The sequence below is a fragment of the Williamsia sp. 1138 genome (genome assembly GCF_002095435.2).
Taxonomy (GTDB): Bacteria; Actinomycetota; Actinomycetes; order Mycobacteriales; family Mycobacteriaceae; genus Williamsia.
In genome coordinates this window covers 59,980-76,760 of the sequence record NZ_MJEJ02000035.1, presented here as the reverse complement: position 1 = coordinate 76,760, position 16,781 = coordinate 59,980, and the positions used below count along the sequence as shown (strand labels likewise).

Sequence of the window (16,781 nt, the reverse complement as noted above, 5' to 3'; positions counted from 1 at the left end):
GAGGGTGAGCACAGTGCCCAGCGGCAAGGTGAAGTGGTACGACGCGGAGAAGGGCTTCGGCTTTCTCTCGCAAGATGAGGGCGAAGACGTCTACGTGCGTTCGTCCGCGCTCCCCGATGGGATCGAGGCTCTCAAACCCGGCCAGAAGGTCGAGTTCGGGATGGCCGCGGGTCGTCGCGGTCCGCAGGCGTTGTCGGTGAAGGTGCTCGATCCGGCCCCGAGCGTCGCCAAGAACACGCGCGAGGCCGCTCGCAAGGATCAGCCGAAGAAGCACACGACCGACGAGCTGCACGGCATGATCGCCGACCTCGTCACGCTGCTCGAGGCCAAGGTGCAGCCGGACCTGCGCAAGGGACGTTACCCCGACCGCAAGACGGCGCAGATGGTCTCCGAGGTCGTGCGGGCCGTGGCCCGAGAGCTCGAGAACTAACCCCCGACCTCCGATTTTGGTGGGTTCTGGCGAGCGTTTCCCCTGGTCACGCGCGCCACAACCCACCATTTCCGGTTCTCCCGGGTGTTACTGATCCGGCGCGGGCACCTCGACGCCGTCGGGAAGGGTGTCGATACCCCAGATCCCGCGGGGTACGAAGCCGAACTCGTCCTCGACCTGTGAGGGTTGCTTGATCTCGATGGCGGCCAGGATCCGGTCGCGGGTCGAGTCGAGCGTGATCGTTCGTGCCGAATCACTGGGGTAGAAGACCTCGTCGCCGATGTCCGAACCCTCGGCGGTGAGGTACTGCACCACCAGGGTCCACGGACCGACCGCCAGCTCTGCCGACAGGGACAGCATCACGGTGTCTCCGACCTTCACCGGAACTCGTGCCGGCGGGTCGAGCGCCTCCTGGTTGCAGTTCTGCAGGTCGATGCTGCAGTACTTGAGCGGCTCCACCCGGACGAGCTTGTCTCCGCTGGCCACCTGCACGTACGGGGTGTCGTCGGCCTCGTGTCCGGACGCCAGCACCGCCACGGAACTGGCGACGACGGCGACGAAGAGGACAGCGACGATCGAGAAGATGGCGAAGAACTTCTTTTCGCCCGAGGACAATCTCATGCGCCGTGTGCACCTTTGTTCCAGGCCTCGCGGGTTTTCGGATCGATGTGGATCGCGCCGGTCGGCATTGTCATGTCTGGTCGTTTGCCGCCGAAGCCGGGGACGAGTGTCGACCCTCGGTTGGTGACGAAGGTCTGGATGAATCCGAGTGCCAGCAGTCCCGCGACCACACCGAAGCCGATGGTGAGGTTGGGCGGCAGCAGGACGCCGAGCGATGCCCCGAACACCCAACTCATCTGCAGCACGGTTTCGGAGCGACCGAAGGCAGAGGCCCGGGACTCGTCGGGCAGATCATCCTGGATCGATGAATCGAGGCACACCTTGCCGATCGCGCTGGTGCCCGAGGCGATCAGTGCCGCGATGGCGATCAGCAGCAGGTTGCTGAATATGGCGGCCACCGCCGCGACGACCATGCAGGCCCCGGTGACGATGACGATGATGTTCTGGGGGTTCTTCAGCTCAAGGCGGGTGCCGGTCGCGTTGCCGATGAAGTTGCCGATACCGGCCGCGGCTCCGACGGCGCCCAGCATCGCGACCTGCGCCCATCCGCTGCCCCCGCCCTGCTGCGACTTGGCGTAGAACGCGATGAACAGGGTCAGGAACCCGGTGAGGATGCGGATGGTGCCGTTGCCCCACAAGCCCACCAGGACGTTGCGCCCCAGGGGTTGACGCATGCTCGCCGCGAGCGCCTTGACCGGCGACTGCTTCTCACCGGGCGGCTCGGTCGCCGCAGGACCGGAATCGGGCCGGTACAGCGGGTCGCGGGCGGGTTCACCGTGGTAGGTGAGTGTGGTCGGGACCTCCCCGGCAGTGACCTCCACCCACGACGGGATCCGCATACACAGGACGGCGCCGACGACGGTGATGATGGCCAACCACACCATCGCTCCCGGGAGATGCAGCGGCAGCACCTTGCCGAGCAAGACCTCACACAGCGCTGCCACGCCGCCGCCGATGATGGTTCCGCCGACCAGTCCGAAGGTGGTCAGCCGAGAGTTCACCCGCACCAGGTCGATGGACGGGGGCAGGACACGGGGCGTGACAGCGGACTTCAGGACACCAAAGGACTTGGACAGCACCAGCATTCCGAGAGCGCAGGGATACAGCACCCAGGGGTCGTAGGTCAGCTGGCCGGCTGCGGAATCCCATCCGCAGTTGGCCATGATCAACACGGCCAGCAGCGTGCGGCCGGCGAACGTCCCGGCCATCGCGATACGTCTGCCGCGTTGCAGCTTGTCGAGCATCGGCCCGATCAACGGCGCGATGATCGCGAACGGCGCGATCGTCAGCAGCAGGTAGAGGCCGACCTTGCCCTTGGACTCGGCGCTCGCCGCGGCGAAGAACAGCGTGTTCGCCAGGGCGATGGTCATGGCGGCATCGACGGCGAAGTTGACGACGGTCGGGTAGGTCAGCGCGGTCAGACCCGAGCGGTCGGCGCCGTCGGCCGTGGCGGCCTGGTGGATCTTGCCGATGCCCTTGGACGTCAGTTCACGCCCCCGCAGAGCGGCCACGCGCGTGACCGTGAGCTTGCGAGGCATGGCGCGCTGGTTGTCGTCGCGGTGGTAGTCGGTCTCGTCGAGCGGCGGCAGATGCGGGTTGTGTGAGGTCTGCTGCCGGGTCTCGTGGCGGGTTGCACCCGGCGGGGGATAGGCCGCGGTCGGAGGGTTGCCGGTCGGCGGGGGCCCGGCGGGGGGTGGCCCAGGCGGTCGCTGCCGAGGCGGCGGGGGGCCCTGGCGCGGTGGCCTCGGCCCGGCAGCGCCGTCGACCGGATAGTTTGCTGCTCCCGGGTGCGCGCCGGGCGACGGGCGAGGAGGCTGCCTCGGGTCGCGTGGTGCATTTCCTCGGTTCACTTCCACGATTGTTCCCTATCTCCGGTTGGCCGACCAACCCTCGGGCACCTGCGGCGAGTTGCGATACGGCACACTGGAGGGGTGAACGCGGTAACCGAGCAGGCAGACACAGCAACTGATCATGAGCAGGCAGATCAGCAGCGCGTGGCAACGTTGCTGGCCGGGGCCGTCTCGCAGGCGCGGGAGGCCATCGACGCGGAGGGTGACGAGGTCGGTGAACATCTCGACGCGGTGACCGAGGCGAGCTACACCGTCACCCACTACTTCGCCGCCGACGTCCCCGGTTACCGGGGATGGCAGTGGTGCGTCGTGCTGGCGGGCTGTCCCGACAGCGACGACGTGACCGTCAACGAGGTCGCCCTGCTCCCCGGAGCGCAGGCGCTGACCGCACCCGACTGGGTGCCGTGGGCCGAGCGGCTCAAACCGGGCGACCTCCACCCCGGCGACCTGCTCGCCAGCCCGCCCGACGACCCCCGCCTGGAACCGGGCTACGTCGACAACGGCGACGTCGATCCCGTCGACCCGGCAACCCAGGTCGTCGCCGAACTGGGTTTGGGTCGCGACCGGCTGATGACCCGCGAAGCCCGTCTCGACACCGCACAGCGTTGGGCCGAAGGCGAATACGGCCCCGACTCGCCGATGGCGCAAGGCGCTCGCCACAACTGTGTCAGCTGCGGTTTCTACATCCCGATCGTCGGCGCACTGCGCGCGGCATTCGGGGTGTGCGCCAACGAGTACTCCGCGGACGGGCGGGTGGTGCATGCCGATCACGGTTGCGGTGCCCACACCGACGTGAAGGCTCCGTCAGGTGCAGGTAGTCCGGCGTACGACGCCTATGACGACGGTGCGGTCGAAATCCACGCCAACTCCTGACGCCGGTGGCTGACCCTGCCGATCGAGGAACCGAACTCCGATCGGAGCCGGATCCGTTCGGGATCAACGAGATCCGCGATTCGATCCTGCAATCTTGGCTCACCTCGCCGACCCGACTGCGCGAGGACGTCGCAGCTGAATCCGATCTCGTCGCGGTCGGGTACCGGGATCGCCTCCTCACCGAACTGGTGGCGAATGCCGCCGATGCGGCAACGGCCGCAGGAGTCGCCGGAGTGGTGCAGGTCTGGCTCGACGGCGGCGACCTGCACGTCGCGAACACCGGAAGTCCCCTCGACGCAGGCGGGGCCGCCGCGCTGACCGCGTTGCGTTCGTCGAACAAGACCGGCTCCGGACTGGTGGGGCGCTTCGGGGTCGGGTTCACGGCGGTCGCCGCAGTGACTCGTCACGTCCAGATCCGTTCGGCCAGTGGGTCGATCGAGTTCTCCGCCGAGCGCACCCGCCGTGAATTGGCGGCGCGCGGGGTCGAGGTCGAGCAGGTCCCGACCCTGCGGCTCGCCTGGCCGGTCGACAGTGCGCCCGCGGCCGGTTTCGACACCGAGGTGGTGCTGCGTCTGCAACCGCATGTCGACACCGAGGTGATGATGCGGGACTTCGCCGCGGAAGCCGTCGAGCTGTTGCTGGAATTGCCCGCGGTGCAAACCATTTCGATAGCCGATCACCCGTTCACCCGGGAGCGTGCCGGTTCGGTGGTGTCGGTGGGGTCGCAGAGGTGGCTGGAATACGCGGCTCCCCATGCCCGCTGGCTGCTGCCGATGACCGGCGAGTGGCTGGTGTCCCGGCAGCGCGACGTGCTGCGCGCCCCGACGAGGACGGACGTAGAGCTCACGGTCCCGGCGATCTGTATCGCCGACGTGCGTCTGACCGCTGACCGTCGCGGCCTGCATCCCGATGCCGACATTGCCACCGCAGCAATCGGATACGCGGACTTCGCTGCATCCCTGTCCATCGACCAACGGACGATACTCGTTCCGGAACCGGGGTTCGCCGCGAGCCGCACCGATGAGCGTCTGCGCAGCGCTCTGGTCGCCGAGTTGGCATCGCACCCGTGGCTCCCGGGCGCCGGCGGCGACGACCTGATCCCGGAGCGCGCCGAGGTGCTCCTCGACCTGACCCCCGGTCTGTCCGAACTGTTGGGCGAGATCATCACCACGCTGGTCCACCCCGATCTGTCCGACCGCGGTGCCGTCACCCGGCTGCGGTCGGTGGGCGTGACCGAGATCGGCCTGGCGGACATCGCGTCGCGGCTCACCGGAATCGACCGCGAACCCCGTTGGTGGGGAAGGCTGTACACCGAGCTGGCGGTGGTCGCCCAGGGGCAGGTCGACGAACTCGGCGCCTTGCCGGTGCCGTTGACCGATGGCCGGACCATGCCCGGTGCACGTGGCGCGGTACTGCCTCCGCCGCAATCCGACGGCTCCGGTACCGATGTGGTCGCGCCGTCCTGGCTACCCACTGTCCACCCGCAGGCGGCCCATGAGCTGCTCGGACGCCTGGGCGCCCGGCAACTGTCGGTGTCGGAGATGCTGTCCGACCCGGCGCTGCGCGGCGAGCTCGAATCCGACCCGGAGGGCGATGACCTCGCCCGTAGCGTGCTGGGTCTGCTCCGCGCCGCGCCGGACGCATCGGTACCGGCCTGGCTCGGGCAAGTTCTGCTACCCACGATGGACGGCGATGAACGGCCGGCGGACGAACTGCTGCTGCCGAACAGCCCGCTGGCGTCGGTGCTGATCGACGATTCACCATTCGGCGTCGTCGACCCGGACTGGGTCGAAACGTATGGTGCAGAGGCTTTTCGCGCGCTCGGGGTCGGGTGGGGGTTCACCGTCACCCACGAGGAGTATCCGACCGGCCCCGACCATGACCTTCCCGACGAAGCGCGGTGGTGGGACACGATCGTCGATCCGCCGCAGACCTTTTCGGCGGTCCGTGACCTCGACCTCGTCGACCGGGACCGGTGGCCGCAGGCTCTGAGTCTGCTCGCCGAATCGCCGGACTGTGCGGCGTTGCTGACCGACCGCGACGGCTACACCGCCTGGTGGCTTCGCCACTACGCGGAGGTCGACGAGGCGCCGCTGGGTCACTGGCGGGCCCCGAGCGACGACACGATGGCGGGTGTCTTGGATCCGCTGGATCATCCACACGCGGATGAGCTGTCCGGGGCTCTGGGCGCCGCCGACGTCGAGGACACCGATCAGGCGTTGATGTTCCTGGCCCACCTGGCCGATGCCGGCCGGACGATCAGCCCGTCGGTGGCTGCCATCGCCCACACCGCACTCGCGGTGGCGCTCCGGGACGGGCGTATCGACCTCGGGCGGGTCGAGCCCCCGACCGGGCTGCGCACCCTCGCGGGCTCGGTGGCCGACGACGCCGTGGTGTTGGACGTGCCCTGGCTGGCCGCGGCACTCGACCCCGCTGTCGTGGTCGCGGTGGCACCCCCGGGGTTTGCCCTGGCGACGCAATTGGCCGACCTGCTGGACATCCCGACGGCCACCGAGGAGTACTCCGGTGGGCCCACGGAGCCGGGTGAGGCGTCGACGTGGCAGGCCCAACCGCAGGCACTTCGGTCGGCGTTGATCCAGGATCGTCCACTGCCGACCGGTCCGATCCGCGTCCACGACACACTGACGGTCGAATTGCGGCGCGGCGACGAACGCAGCGAGCACCGGGTGCCCTGGTGGCGCGACGAGCACGGCATGGTCCACGTGGATGCGGGGTTCGATGTCCTCGGTGGCTGAAGTCGTCGAGACCCAGGAGGTGTTCGGTCCCGACCAGGCGGTCCTGGACTGGATGGTCGACCACCGGACCGGCTTCTGGGACTCGGCGATGAAAGCGGTCACGACCCTGGGCAACACCGGGGTGCTCACGGCGGTCGCCGTCCTCGCAGCTGTGGTGCTGGCGAGCAACCGGCAGTGGCGGCCGGCGTTGCTGGTCTCGGTCGGCTCGCTGGTGGGGTCGATCGTGATGTTCGGGCTCAAGCAGCTCATCGCACGACCGAGGCCGCCGATCCCGGAGCGGATGGTCGAGCTGTCGAGCTTCTCGTTCCCGTCAGGGCACGCGATGACGTCCACGGTGGTCTATGGGTCCATCGCGGTCTCGGCCTATTGGTGCAGCGATTGGGTCCGCGCCCATCGGTGGGTGCTGATGGCCGCACCGGTGCTGGCCATCGCCATCGGGATCTCGCGGGTCTATCTGGGCGCACACTGGATGACCGACGTGCTGGCAGGCTGGGTTTTCGGGTCGATCTATCTCGCGGTGGCGGCGTTCGTGGTGCTCAGGACAGACCCTGCTGGGCCGCCCGGCTCCCGCGGCGGACCGCCCACTTCTGCAGGGACACCACGAAGCAGCCGAACACACCGACTCCGAGGCCGACCAGACAAATCGTGAGCGTGTTGTCGGTCCCGACGTCCCAGCCTGCGACGACAACCGTGGCGATCAACCACCCGAGCATGCCGACGATGATGACCGGCGCAGGGGAGGTCAGCTTGTGCGGCAATTCGGGGATGTGACCGGCCATGAGGATCAGCCTAATTCGGATTGCCCGGGCGGTGCTCTCTGGGCCTTGAAAGTACATCCTCTCGAAAAAACTGAACATAGTTTCGCCAGCGAAGAAACCGGTGTGCGCAGGCACTGAGCTGATGACCCAGAACCGGAAGTTAACCGTGATTCACCGGTGGGCCGAACACATGAACATCGTCGGTTTGGCATGCAATTCACGAAAGCTGACTTATCCTGGCTGCGTGGACCAGAATGACGAAAAGCTCGCGAGTGACTTGGCGTTGGCCGTGGTCCGACTGACGAGGCATCTGCGAGGCCGCAGAAATGCGTCGCCGGTGTCGCTCACGCAACTGTCGGCGTTGTCGACCCTCCGTAGAGAGGGGCCGATGACCCCGGGTGCGATCGCCGCGCGCGAGCGCGTCCAGCCACCGTCCATGACCAGGGTGATCGCGTCACTGGCGGATCTGGGGCTGGTGAAGCGTGATCCGCATCCCACCGATGGCAGGCAGGTGATCGTCACCCTGTCCTCGACGGGGGACGACGTCGTGGTCGATGAGGCGAATGCCAGGGAAGAATGGCTGCGCGCCCAGCTCAAGCGGCTCGATGATGATCAGCTCGCCACCCTGCGCAGCGCGGTCGGGATCATCGAATCGATCGTCGCCGAAAGCGACTGAGTCTTTTGGGAATGCCCGCGATGGCGAGTCAGGCACACTCAACGGAAGCCGTTTACGTGAGGTGAGCAAGGCAAACTCGCACCGCTTGCCTGCGGACCCGCGTCGTTTGGACTGAGGATGAGCGAGCGAAGCGATGCGAAGACGAGGGAAAACGACGCGTTGAGGGCCGCGGGCCCGCGAGCGAAGCGAGCCAAGGACACAGGACCTAGAAGAACGTTCCCGCGTGCGGCTTCTTGTCGGTGCTGAAGGCTTGATCGACGGCGTGCAGAGTGGGGGCATCGGCCGCCCAGAGACGCTCCGCTGCCGCGAAATCAACCGCCCGATACCCGCCCAGGTAGAGGCTGCCCAGTGCGGAGATGTCCATCCGGACGGTCGGGTCGGCGTCCGTTGCGGTCACGGTGGCCCGGCTGTCGGTGATCGACACCGCGAACTTGCCGCCTGACTCGCGGTACGTGTCGGAGACCTCGAGCACGAACTCGGTGTCGTGGCCGTACTCCCGCAGGGTCAGGGCCTTCTCGACGTCGAGGATCCGCAGCCACATGCTGTCGCGGATGGCGGTGACCGCGGGAGCCCGCAGGTCCGTCAGCTTCAGGGGCAGCGGGTCGTCAACCGGGGTGGTTGCGGTGATGGCCGGGATCAGGTCGAGTCCGACGAGCACGCGCCACAGGTCTGTGTGCGCCTCGTCGGTGACGGCGAAGATCTCGTAAACCTCTGCAATGGAGGTGTTTTCGGTCTCGTGGTGAATTCGGTAGCTCGCGTAGCCGTCGGCATGAAGCAGGTAGTGCAGACCGCTGCGACCGTTCCGCAGCATCGGCCGGTCGGCGAAGATCATGTTCCACCACACCGGAGCTCGCACGATGGCCCCGGGTCTGGTCGAGACCCACCGGTTGTGTAGCTCGGGTACGCGCTCACGAATCTGATCGGGCTCGCCGAACCGAACGCGGGAATCGGCAGGCGCCGGCGCCCGGAACTCGGCCCGGCGCAGGTCGACTCGCCAGGAATGCTCGAACGAGGCTGGGCCGTAACCGAAACGTTCGTAGATGGTGCCCTCGGAGGCGGTCAGGATGGAGAAGACGGATTCCTCTTGCTCCCACTGCTCGAAGAGTTCGGTGATCATCATCCGCAGGATGCCGCGCCTGCGGTGGGTCGACGCCACGGACACCCACGACAGGCCGGGCAGGTTCGCGCGGTACCCGCCCGGCACCGACATCACCATGCGGTAGAACATCGCGATGCCGACCAGAACCGGACGGTCGGGGTCCACGTTGTCGTGGACGACCACGACGTCGCCGTCGTCGACTTTGGAGCGGATGTCGGCCAGCGCCTCGTCGTCGAGCGGTTCGATGAAGGCGAACGCCCGGGCGTCGGCGGTCGCGATGTCCTGCCAGTCCGAATCGGTTGCGCGACGAAGAGTCAGGTTGCCGTTGCTCACCCATCCAACTTGTCATACCCGACGTCGGGCAGACTAGCCGGATGCCCGGATCGCAACCTTCCCGCGCCGTCGCCCTGCCTGATCTCGCGGTGACCGTGGTCGACATCGACGACCCTGCGGACCCACGGGTCGACGACTTCCGAGATCTGAATTCTGTCGATCGGCGTCCTGATCTGCCGATCCTGCCCGGCGGTAGCCGCGGTAAGGGGCTGGTGATCGCCGAGGGAGTGCTGGTGGCCGAGCGGATGGTCGCCTCTCGCTTCGCGACACACGCTTTCCTGGGCGTCGACAAGCGGCTGCGCGAGCTCGGCCCCACTCTCACCGACCCATCGTTGGCCGGCGTCCCGTTCTATCGCGCGAGCGCGGCGGTGATGGCCGATATCGTCGGGTTCCACCTCAATCGTGGGGTCCTGGCGGTGGCTCGCCGGCCGGTCCCGCTCGAGGTGGCCGACGTGGTCGCGACAGCGCGCACGGTTGCCGTGCTCGAGGGTGTCAACGACCACGAGAACATCGGCAGCATCTTCCGCAATGCTGCCGGCCTCGGTGTCGACGCGGTGATTTTCGGGGGCGCATGTGCGGACCCGCTGTACCGCCGCTCGGTGCGCGTGTCGATGGGGCACGCGCTGCTCGTCCCGTTTGCACACGCCGCGAACTGGCCGTCGGACCTGGACATACTGCGCGGCAAGGACTTCCGGATCATCTCGATGACACCGGACGCCGAAGCGATCCCGTTGTCCGACGCGGTGGACGCCGAGAGGGTGGCGTTCATGGTGGGCGCAGAGGGGCCGGGACTTTCCGAGACCGCGATGCGCGCAGGCGATGTGCGGGCGAGGATCCCGATGGCCCGCGGCACCGATTCGCTCAACGTCGCGACAGCAGCCGCGCTGGCTTTCTACGAACGCGCACGTTAGTTCTTGTGGCCGAAGCCGAACCAGCGCGCAACACGTCCAGGGGTGCTGGGCTCTGATTCCTGCGGCGGGCGAGCGTTGCCGGTCGATGCGTCGCTTGTCGAAAGCCCCAGCTCCACATCGGCTTCCGTCGGCTGGTAGCCCTTCGGGCGGATCGCGAAGCCCGAGACCGTGATGGTGGCCGGATCGGTGTCGGATTCTTCCAGCGGCGTGGTGAAGCGAAATCCCAGCCACTCGCGGATGGCCTGTTCGGCGAATTCCTGCGGGTGGAAGGGCAGGGCCTGCGGATCGGGTTGTGCGCCATCGGCATACACCAGCGGATGTTCGCCCGACCAGAACGGACCCTCGAAAACGAAGGGCAGGCCGTTGTTTTCGAGGATGTCGACAGGATTGGCGGAGAACGACCGGCGCAATTCGCCGGCGTCCCAGCGGGCGAACGCTCCCAGCGATGACTCGGGGTCTGTGTGCAACACGATCGTCGACTCCGACGGTAACGCGGCGATCCAGGACTCCGGCAGGGTCGACGGTGTCGCCGAGGCGAGCACGGGACTCGTCACCACCGTCAATGCGCCGTAGGTTCCGATGAACAGCTGGTCGGTATCGGGATTCGCGGCTTCTGCCAGCGTGGTTTCGCCGATCGGCACCGCAGTCAGATCTGGCAGCAGTGCGGCAGCGATCGCTCCGGCCGTGGCCGGGTCGTGGCGCAGGCCTTGCCTGATCTCCGCTGCCGGATCGCTGGAATTGACGAACCAGAGCATGGATGCTGCTTTCGCTGCCAATGCAAGCCTTTCGTGTGGTCCGACCGATTCTGCGTACCGATCAACTTAACCTGTGTCAGGTGTTCCCACTGCTGCGGACCCCGAGAAGTACGTCCTCCCACGCCGGGACGGACGGTTTCCGGTTGCCACGACCGCGTTTGCGGGACGGGGGTGACGTCTCGTCGTGGACCGACGCGTCGCCCGTGTCGTCCGCAGGCGCACTCTCCACTGCGGACTCCTCTTCCACCTCGACCTCGACCTCGGGCTCGGGTGGTGCCGGGCGAGGAGCCGGCCTGGGCGCGGTACGCCGGGCCTGGGCGTCGGTCACGGTGTCGGCATCCACGGTCACGGCTTCGGTACCGTCCGACTTCACCGTCAGCCGGGCTGAGCGTGACACCGGGGAGATGGGCGCCACCTGGGAGGCCTGGGGCGGTGTGTAGTCGAAGGCTAGCTCCGGATGCTCGGAGTCGTCGTCCTCGACCGGCAGCGGTGCAACGGGCTGGACGCTGCGCAGTGGCCTGCTGATGTCGGGATCGATGAGCTCATCGGCGACCTCGTCGATCGCCTCGACGGTGCCCGAGTTGGAGCCCGGCACGTATCGCCAGTGCGCCCGGTTCACGGACCGACCGACGCGCCAGCTGACCTGGACCACCCATCGATTGTCCTCGGCCTTCCAGGCATCCCAGTCGGTGTCGTCGGGGTTGTGTCCTCGCGCCCCGAGTGCCGCCGAAACGACTTCGGACAGCGTCGACAGCGCGGGACCGTCGTAGCGCAGCGGGTGGGCGGCGGCGGCCAGTTCAGCGGCGCGGGCGCGCTCGAGCAGCACTGGGTGGGCGAATCGTTCGATCCGATCCATGCCGACGCCGGCCGCAGCAGCGACCTGGGCCACAGAGGCCCCGGCCCTGATTCGTGACTGGATCTCGCGGGGGCGCAGCGTGCTTTCCATCTCGATCTCTATCTGACCCATGCGTGTCAGGTCGCCGCGCGCGGCGGCTCGCAATGTGTCGTCAGCAGGGATACGGAACTTCTCGCCCGACTCGGTGTCCTGACAGATCACCTTTTTGCCGTCCGGCTCCAGGCCGATGACTCGAAGCTCACGCATCTGCTCCTCCTTCACGTCTCGGAGCCAGCCTCTACATTTGCGTCGGTCTGCATTAGCGTCAGCGTAATGCAGTGTTGTGAATTCACCTGCCGTGACACGCGGAAAAATGCCAGCTCAGCAGGGGTGTCCTCCGGCCCGGCCGGCGACTAGAGCGCCCCCACCACATAGTCGATGCTTGCGGTGAGCTTGCTGATGTCATCGGGTTCGATGGCCGGGAACATGCCGATGCGCAGCTGATTGCGGCCGAGCTTGCGGTACGGCTCTGTATCGACCACGCCGTTGGCGCGCAACACTTTCGCGACGGCAGCGGCGTCCACGTCGTCGTTGAAATCGATGGTTCCGACGACCTGGCTGCGGTAGGTGGGGTCGGTGACGAACGGCGTTGCGTACTCGCTCTTCTCGGCCCAGGTGTAGAGCCGTGAGCTGCTGTCGGCGGTGCGCGAGGTGCACCAGTCGAGTCCGCCCTGGCCGTTCATCCACTCGAGCTGGTTGGCGAGAAGCAGCAGTGACGCGACGGCCGGGGTGTTGTATGTCTGGTTCTTGCTGCTGTTGTCGACGGCGGTCGGCAGCGAAAGGAACTCGGGGCACCAGCGATCGGACTTGCCGATGGTGTCGATGCGCTCGAGCGCGGCCGGGCTCATGAGGGCGATCCACAGACCACCATCGGAGGCGAAGCTCTTCTGCGGCGCGAAGTAGTAGACGTCGGCGTCGGCGACGTTGACCGGCAGGCCACCCGCTCCGGACGTCGCATCGATGGCGATGAGCGCGTCGCCGGCGAGCTCGGGCCTGGTCACGGGTACGGCCACGCCCGTCGAGGTCTCGTTGTGGGCCCAGCCCACGAGGTCGACGCCGTCGAACTTGTCGGCGCCGATCGTCGAGATCGACGGGGCGGTGCCGGGCTCGGTGGAGATCACGACCGGATCGTCGAGGAAGGGGGCCTTCTTGGCGACGGTGGCGAACTTGTTCGAGAACTCACCGTAGGTGAGGTTCAGCGAGCGCTTCGAGATCAGCCCGAACGCGGCGGCATCCCAGAAGGCGGTGGTGCCGCCGTTGGAGAGGACGACCTCGTAGCCGTCGGGCAGGGAGAACAAGTCGGCCAAACCGCTGCGGATCGCTCCGACCACATTCTTGACCGGTGCCTGCCGATGGCTGGTGCCGAAGACCGAGGCGCCGGTGTCGACGAGGGACTGCAGCTGCTCGGGTCGGACTTTCGAGGGGCCACAACCGAACCGGCCGTCGGAGGGAAGGAGGTCGGCCGGAATGGTTATCGATTCACTCATGGGTCCAGTCTAGTGACCGCCCCGCAGCTCGATGATGGTGGGTTTTGGTGAGCGCGACCTGGGCATTTACTCGCCAGAACCCACCATCATGGGGTTTGGGGTCACTTCGGGGCGATGGTGTCCCAGCCCTCGACGTCCTCGGGACGACGGGGCGCCGCGCCGACGTACAGCGCCGCGGGACGGACCAGCTTGCCCAGGCGCTTCTGCTCCATGATGTGGGCGCACCAGCCCGCGGTCCGGCCACAGGTGAACATCGCGGGCATCATGTGCGGTGGCACCTCGGCGAAGTCGAGGATGACCGCGGCCCAGAACTCGACATTGGTCTCGATGGCGCGATCAGGACGACGTTCGCGCAGTTCGGTCAGCGCCGCCTGCTCGAGCGCGGCGGCGACCTCGTAGCGCGGTGCGTTCAGTTCCTGGGCGGTGCGGCGCAGCACCCGGGCCCGGGGATCCTCGGCGCGGTAGACGCGGTGCCCGAACCCCATGAGCTTTTCCTTGCGGTCGAGGATGCCTTTGACCAACGCCCGGGCGTCGCCCGTTTTCTCGACTTCTTCGATCATCGGGAGCACGCGGGCCGGGGCGCCGCCGTGCAGCGGTCCCGACATTGCGCCGATGGCGCCGGAGAGCGACGCGGCGACGTCGGCGCCGGTGGAGGCGATGACGCGGGCGGTGAAGGTGGAGGCGTTCATGCCGTGTTCGGCGGCGCTGACCCAGTAGGCGTCGATGGCGCGGATGTGTGCCGGGTCGGGCTCGCCCTTCCAGCGGGTCATGAAACGTGCTGTCACGGTGTCGCATTCGTCGATGACCGCTTGCGGCACCGCCGGCTGGTGGATGCCCCGCGCCGATTGCGCGACGTAGGACAGGGCCATCACCGAGGCGCGTGCGAGGTTGTTGCGGGCGGTGGTGTCGTCGATGTCGAGGAGTGGCTGGTAGCCCCAGATCGGGGCGAGCATCGCCAGTCCGGCCTGCACGTCGACGCGGACGTCACCGGTGTGGATGGGCAGCGGGAACGGCTCGGCCGGTGGCAGCCCGTCGCCGAACTTGCCGTCGACGAGCAGCGCCCACACATCGGAGAACGTGACCTGATTCTCGACGAGGTCTTCGATGTCGACGCCCCGGTAACGGAGGTTGCCGCCGTTCTTGTCCGGTTCGGCGATCTGGGTCGTGAAGGCGGTGACACCCTCGAGGCCCTCGACGAAACCTTCGGGTATTTCCACGTTGACTGCCATCGAACCGGACTCCTCATGCCATGTGCGCCATTGCCGTACTGGTTAGGACTGTAGTGGGCCGAAGAGATCCCGGTTACCCGGGAGTAGCGTTATTTGCCGTGGGTAGCGAACCAATCGATTTGGCGAACATGCGGGTGTCGTACGCGGCGAGTGGCGGGGACGACGCCGCGGGCAAGGACGGCGTGAAAGGCAACCTCGATCCGAGCTGGCTGGCAGGCGATCCGCCCTGGACCGCGCTGTTCTCCCGGTGGCTCACCGAGGCGATCGACGCACGAGTCGCCGAACCCAATGCGATGGTGCTCGGCACCGTGGACCCCGACGGTCATCCTTCGACGCGCACCGTCCTGTGCAAAGGCGCCGACGCCTCCGGAATCGTCTTCTTCACCGGCTACGACTCAGACAAAGGCGCCCATCTCGCGGCCGCGCCGTACGCGTCGGTGACGTTTCCCTGGATCGCGATGGAACGGCAGGTGCATTTTCGCGGACCGGTGGAGATGGTCCCGGCCGAGCAGACCGAGAACTACTGGGTCAAACGTCCTCGCGGCTCGCAGCTGAGCGCATATTCGTCGGCCCAGTCCGAACCGATCGAATCTCGTCAGGCTCTGGAGGAGAAGGCTGCCCGGACGGCCGCCGAGTTCGGTGGTGAAGACGGCGGGCAGCCGGTACCGGTACCGCCTCGCTGGGGTGGGTATCGCCTCGTACCGACCGAGGTCGAGTTCTGGCAGGGCCGGGCCAACCGCCTGCACAACAGGGTTCGCGCCACCCTTGCCGACGGCCGGTGGTCCGTTGTGAGACTGCAACCGTAGGTGGCCCGCCGCTTCCTCGCCGACACCACTCCGCTTCAGCAGCCAGATTTCCGACGCCTGTGGTGGGCGAACATCGTCACCGTCATCGGCGCCCAACTCACGGTCGTCGCGGTCCCCGCACAGATCTACCAACTCACCGGAAGCTCCGCGTACGTCGGATTGACGGGATTGTTCGGGCTCGTGCCGTTGGTGGTGTTCGGCCTGTGGGGCGGCGCGCTGGCGGATGCGATGGATCGCCGCATCCTGCTGATCATCACGACCATCGGCCTGATCGGCACCAGCGCACTGTTTTTTGTGCAGTCGTTCCTCGGGTTCGGCAACGCCTGGCTGATCCTGTGTCTGTTCGCGGTCCAGCAGGCATTCTTCGCCGTCAATCAGCCGACCCGCACGGCGATACTCCCGAAGTTGTTGCCGACCGCGCAGTTACCGGCAGCGAACTCACTGAACATGACGGTGATGCAGGCCGGCGCCATCGCCGGGCCGCTGGTCGGCGGAGCGATGATCCCCATCCTCGGCTATTCGCTTCTCTACTTCGTCGACGCACTGTTCTTGTTCGCGACGATGTGGGCCGTCATACGGCTACCGTCGCTGCGGCCGGGTGATGGCCGCACCAAGGCACAGACGCCCGGACTCAAATCCGTCATCGACGGGTTCCGGTATCTCGCCGGGCACAAGGTGCTGATGGCGTCCTTCCTCGTGGACCTCATCGCGATGATCTTCGGCATGCCGCGGGCGTTGTTCCCGCAGATGGCTCACGAGAGCTTCGGTGGTCCCGACGGCGGTGGTGTGGCGTTCGCGCTGCTGTTCTCCGCGATCGCCATCGGGTCGGTGGTCGGAGGTGTCTTCTCCGGGTGGGTCTCCCGCGTCGAACGGCAGGGTCGCGCCGTCATCATCTGCATCCTGATCTGGGGTGTGGCCATCATCGGGGTCGGCGTCAGTGTCGGATTCGCCGGTGGCACGGCCATGCCGATGCTGCCGGTCGCGGTGACGCTGCTGATGATCGGCGGCGCCGCGGACATGGCCTCGGCGGCTTTCCGCCAATCGATGCTGCAGGCCGCGGCGAGCGACGAGGTCCGTGGCCGTCTACAAGGCGTGTTCATCGTGGTGGTGGCCGGAGGTCCCCGGATCGCCGACGTCGCTCACGGCGCCGCGGCGGCCTCGGTCGGTACCGCGGTGGCAACTGCCGGAGGTGGCGTCCTCGTCGTCATCTTCACCGTTGTCGCAGCCCTCGCGATCCCGGCGTTCGTCCGCTACCGCATCACCCGTTGACCGATTGTGGTGGGTTCGGGTGGGCCTGACCTG

General features: G+C 67.2%; 16 protein-coding genes. 8 read left to right on the top strand and 8 right to left on the bottom strand.

The genetic code is table 11. From position 1 onward, the window contains the following. Positions 1–13: 13 nt before the first annotated feature. A complete protein-coding gene (locus BH683_RS08150) occupies positions 14–430 on the top strand; it encodes a cold-shock protein (protein ID WP_084835751.1) in 417 nt (138 codons plus the stop codon). A gap of 87 nt (positions 431–517) precedes the next feature. On the opposite strand, the gene BH683_RS08145 is transcribed toward BH683_RS08150, so the two are convergent. Next, positions 518–1,051, bottom strand: a complete 534-nt coding sequence (locus BH683_RS08145; protein ID WP_084835750.1) for a DUF2771 family protein — start codon at positions 1,049–1,051, stop codon at positions 518–520. Then, the gene (locus BH683_RS08140) at positions 1,048–2,901 is read right to left on the bottom strand and encodes an MFS transporter (protein ID WP_246833254.1); all 1,854 of its coding nucleotides are present in this window, start codon (positions 2,899–2,901) and stop codon (positions 1,048–1,050) included. The genes BH683_RS08145 and BH683_RS08140 overlap by 4 nt, the downstream gene beginning before the upstream one ends. A 144-nt stretch (positions 2,902–3,045) precedes the next feature. Here BH683_RS08140 and BH683_RS08135 point away from each other — a divergent pair, with 144 nt between their 5' ends. Genes BH683_RS08135 through BH683_RS08125 form a run of 3 tightly spaced genes read left to right on the top strand, consistent with a single transcriptional unit; the run spans position 3,046 to position 7,179 of the window. Then, positions 3,046–3,774 (top strand): DUF3027 domain-containing protein, encoded by a 729-nt coding sequence (locus tag BH683_RS08135; RefSeq protein WP_094647338.1) that lies wholly within the window; start codon positions 3,046–3,048, stop codon positions 3,772–3,774. 5 nt (positions 3,775–3,779) lie between these two features. Further along, positions 3,780–6,530: a hypothetical protein gene (locus BH683_RS08130; protein WP_084835748.1), complete on the top strand. Its 2,751-nt coding sequence runs from the start codon at positions 3,780–3,782 to the stop codon at positions 6,528–6,530. Then, positions 6,514–7,179, top strand: a complete 666-nt coding sequence (locus BH683_RS08125; RefSeq protein WP_246833253.1) for a phosphatase PAP2 family protein — start codon at positions 6,514–6,516, stop codon at positions 7,177–7,179. Before BH683_RS08130 ends, BH683_RS08125 begins: the two co-directional genes overlap by 17 nt. Here the strand turns inward: BH683_RS08125 and BH683_RS08120 are convergent. Then, the gene (locus BH683_RS08120; RefSeq protein ID WP_084835746.1) at positions 7,067–7,309 is read right to left on the bottom strand and encodes a DUF2530 domain-containing protein; all 243 of its coding nucleotides are present in this window, start codon (positions 7,307–7,309) and stop codon (positions 7,067–7,069) included. The two genes, BH683_RS08125 and BH683_RS08120, sit on opposite strands and share 113 nt — an antisense overlap. Before the next feature lie 223 nt (positions 7,310–7,532). On the opposite strand from BH683_RS08120, the gene BH683_RS08115 reads away from it, so the two are divergent. Further along, positions 7,533–7,964: a MarR family transcriptional regulator gene (locus BH683_RS08115; RefSeq protein WP_246833252.1), complete on the top strand. Its 432-nt coding sequence runs from the start codon at positions 7,533–7,535 to the stop codon at positions 7,962–7,964. Positions 7,965–8,169: 205 nt separating this feature from the next. On the opposite strand, the gene BH683_RS08110 is transcribed toward BH683_RS08115, so the two are convergent. After that, complete coding sequence (locus BH683_RS08110) at positions 8,170–9,396, bottom strand: GNAT family N-acetyltransferase (RefSeq protein ID WP_084835745.1); 1,227 nt, start codon at positions 9,394–9,396, stop codon at positions 8,170–8,172. A 74-nt stretch (positions 9,397–9,470) separates the two neighbouring features. Here BH683_RS08110 and BH683_RS08105 point away from each other — a divergent pair, with 74 nt between their 5' ends. Then, positions 9,471–10,307, top strand: a complete 837-nt coding sequence (locus BH683_RS08105) for an RNA methyltransferase (RefSeq protein WP_084835804.1) — start codon at positions 9,471–9,473, stop codon at positions 10,305–10,307. Here the strand turns inward: BH683_RS08105 and BH683_RS08100 are convergent. From BH683_RS08100 to BH683_RS08085, 4 genes are all read right to left on the bottom strand, one after another. Then, positions 10,304–11,062: a hypothetical protein gene (locus BH683_RS08100; RefSeq protein ID WP_084835744.1), complete on the bottom strand. Its 759-nt coding sequence runs from the start codon at positions 11,060–11,062 to the stop codon at positions 10,304–10,306. The two genes, BH683_RS08105 and BH683_RS08100, sit on opposite strands and share 4 nt — an antisense overlap. 76 nt (positions 11,063–11,138) lie before the next feature. Further along, the gene (gene sepH, locus BH683_RS08095) at positions 11,139–12,164 is read right to left on the bottom strand and encodes a septation protein SepH (RefSeq protein ID WP_084835803.1); all 1,026 of its coding nucleotides are present in this window, start codon (positions 12,162–12,164) and stop codon (positions 11,139–11,141) included. Positions 12,165–12,310: 146 nt separating this feature from the next. Then, positions 12,311–13,444, bottom strand: coding sequence for a phosphoserine transaminase (gene serC, locus BH683_RS08090; RefSeq protein WP_084835743.1), 1,134 nt, complete (start codon positions 13,442–13,444; stop codon positions 12,311–12,313). A gap of 101 nt (positions 13,445–13,545) precedes the next feature. Continuing rightward, the gene (locus BH683_RS08085; protein ID WP_084835742.1) at positions 13,546–14,673 is read right to left on the bottom strand and encodes a citrate synthase 2; all 1,128 of its coding nucleotides are present in this window, start codon (positions 14,671–14,673) and stop codon (positions 13,546–13,548) included. 128 nt (positions 14,674–14,801) lie between these two features. Here BH683_RS08085 and pdxH point away from each other — a divergent pair, with 128 nt between their 5' ends. Then, positions 14,802–15,479 (top strand): pyridoxamine 5'-phosphate oxidase, encoded by a 678-nt coding sequence (pdxH, locus tag BH683_RS08080; RefSeq protein ID WP_094647334.1) that lies wholly within the window; start codon positions 14,802–14,804, stop codon positions 15,477–15,479. Further along, a complete protein-coding gene (locus tag BH683_RS08075; RefSeq protein WP_084835740.1) occupies positions 15,480–16,748 on the top strand; it encodes an MFS transporter in 1,269 nt (422 codons plus the stop codon). The last annotated feature ends 33 nt before the right edge of the window (positions 16,749–16,781 follow it).

Excerpts from the sequence above, each read along its gene's own strand:
- BH683_RS08145 (WP_084835750.1), bottom strand. The coding sequence starts at position 1,051 with ATGAGATTGTCCTCGGGCGAAAAGAAGTTCTTCGCCATCTTCTCGATC.
- BH683_RS08125 (WP_246833253.1), top strand. The coding sequence starts at position 6,514 with ATGTCCTCGGTGGCTGAAGTCGTCGAGACCCAGGAGGTGTTCGGTCCC.
- BH683_RS08120 (WP_084835746.1), bottom strand. The coding sequence starts at position 7,309 with ATGGCCGGTCACATCCCCGAATTGCCGCACAAGCTGACCTCCCCTGCG.
- BH683_RS08100 (WP_084835744.1), bottom strand. The coding sequence starts at position 11,062 with ATGCTCTGGTTCGTCAATTCCAGCGATCCGGCAGCGGAGATCAGGCAA.
- sepH (WP_084835803.1), bottom strand. The coding sequence starts at position 12,164 with ATGCGTGAGCTTCGAGTCATCGGCCTGGAGCCGGACGGCAAAAAGGTG.
- serC (WP_084835743.1), bottom strand. The coding sequence starts at position 13,444 with ATGAGTGAATCGATAACCATTCCGGCCGACCTCCTTCCCTCCGACGGC.
- BH683_RS08085 (WP_084835742.1), bottom strand. The coding sequence starts at position 14,673 with ATGGCAGTCAACGTGGAAATACCCGAAGGTTTCGTCGAGGGCCTCGAG.
- pdxH (WP_094647334.1), top strand. The coding sequence starts at position 14,802 with ATGCGGGTGTCGTACGCGGCGAGTGGCGGGGACGACGCCGCGGGCAAG.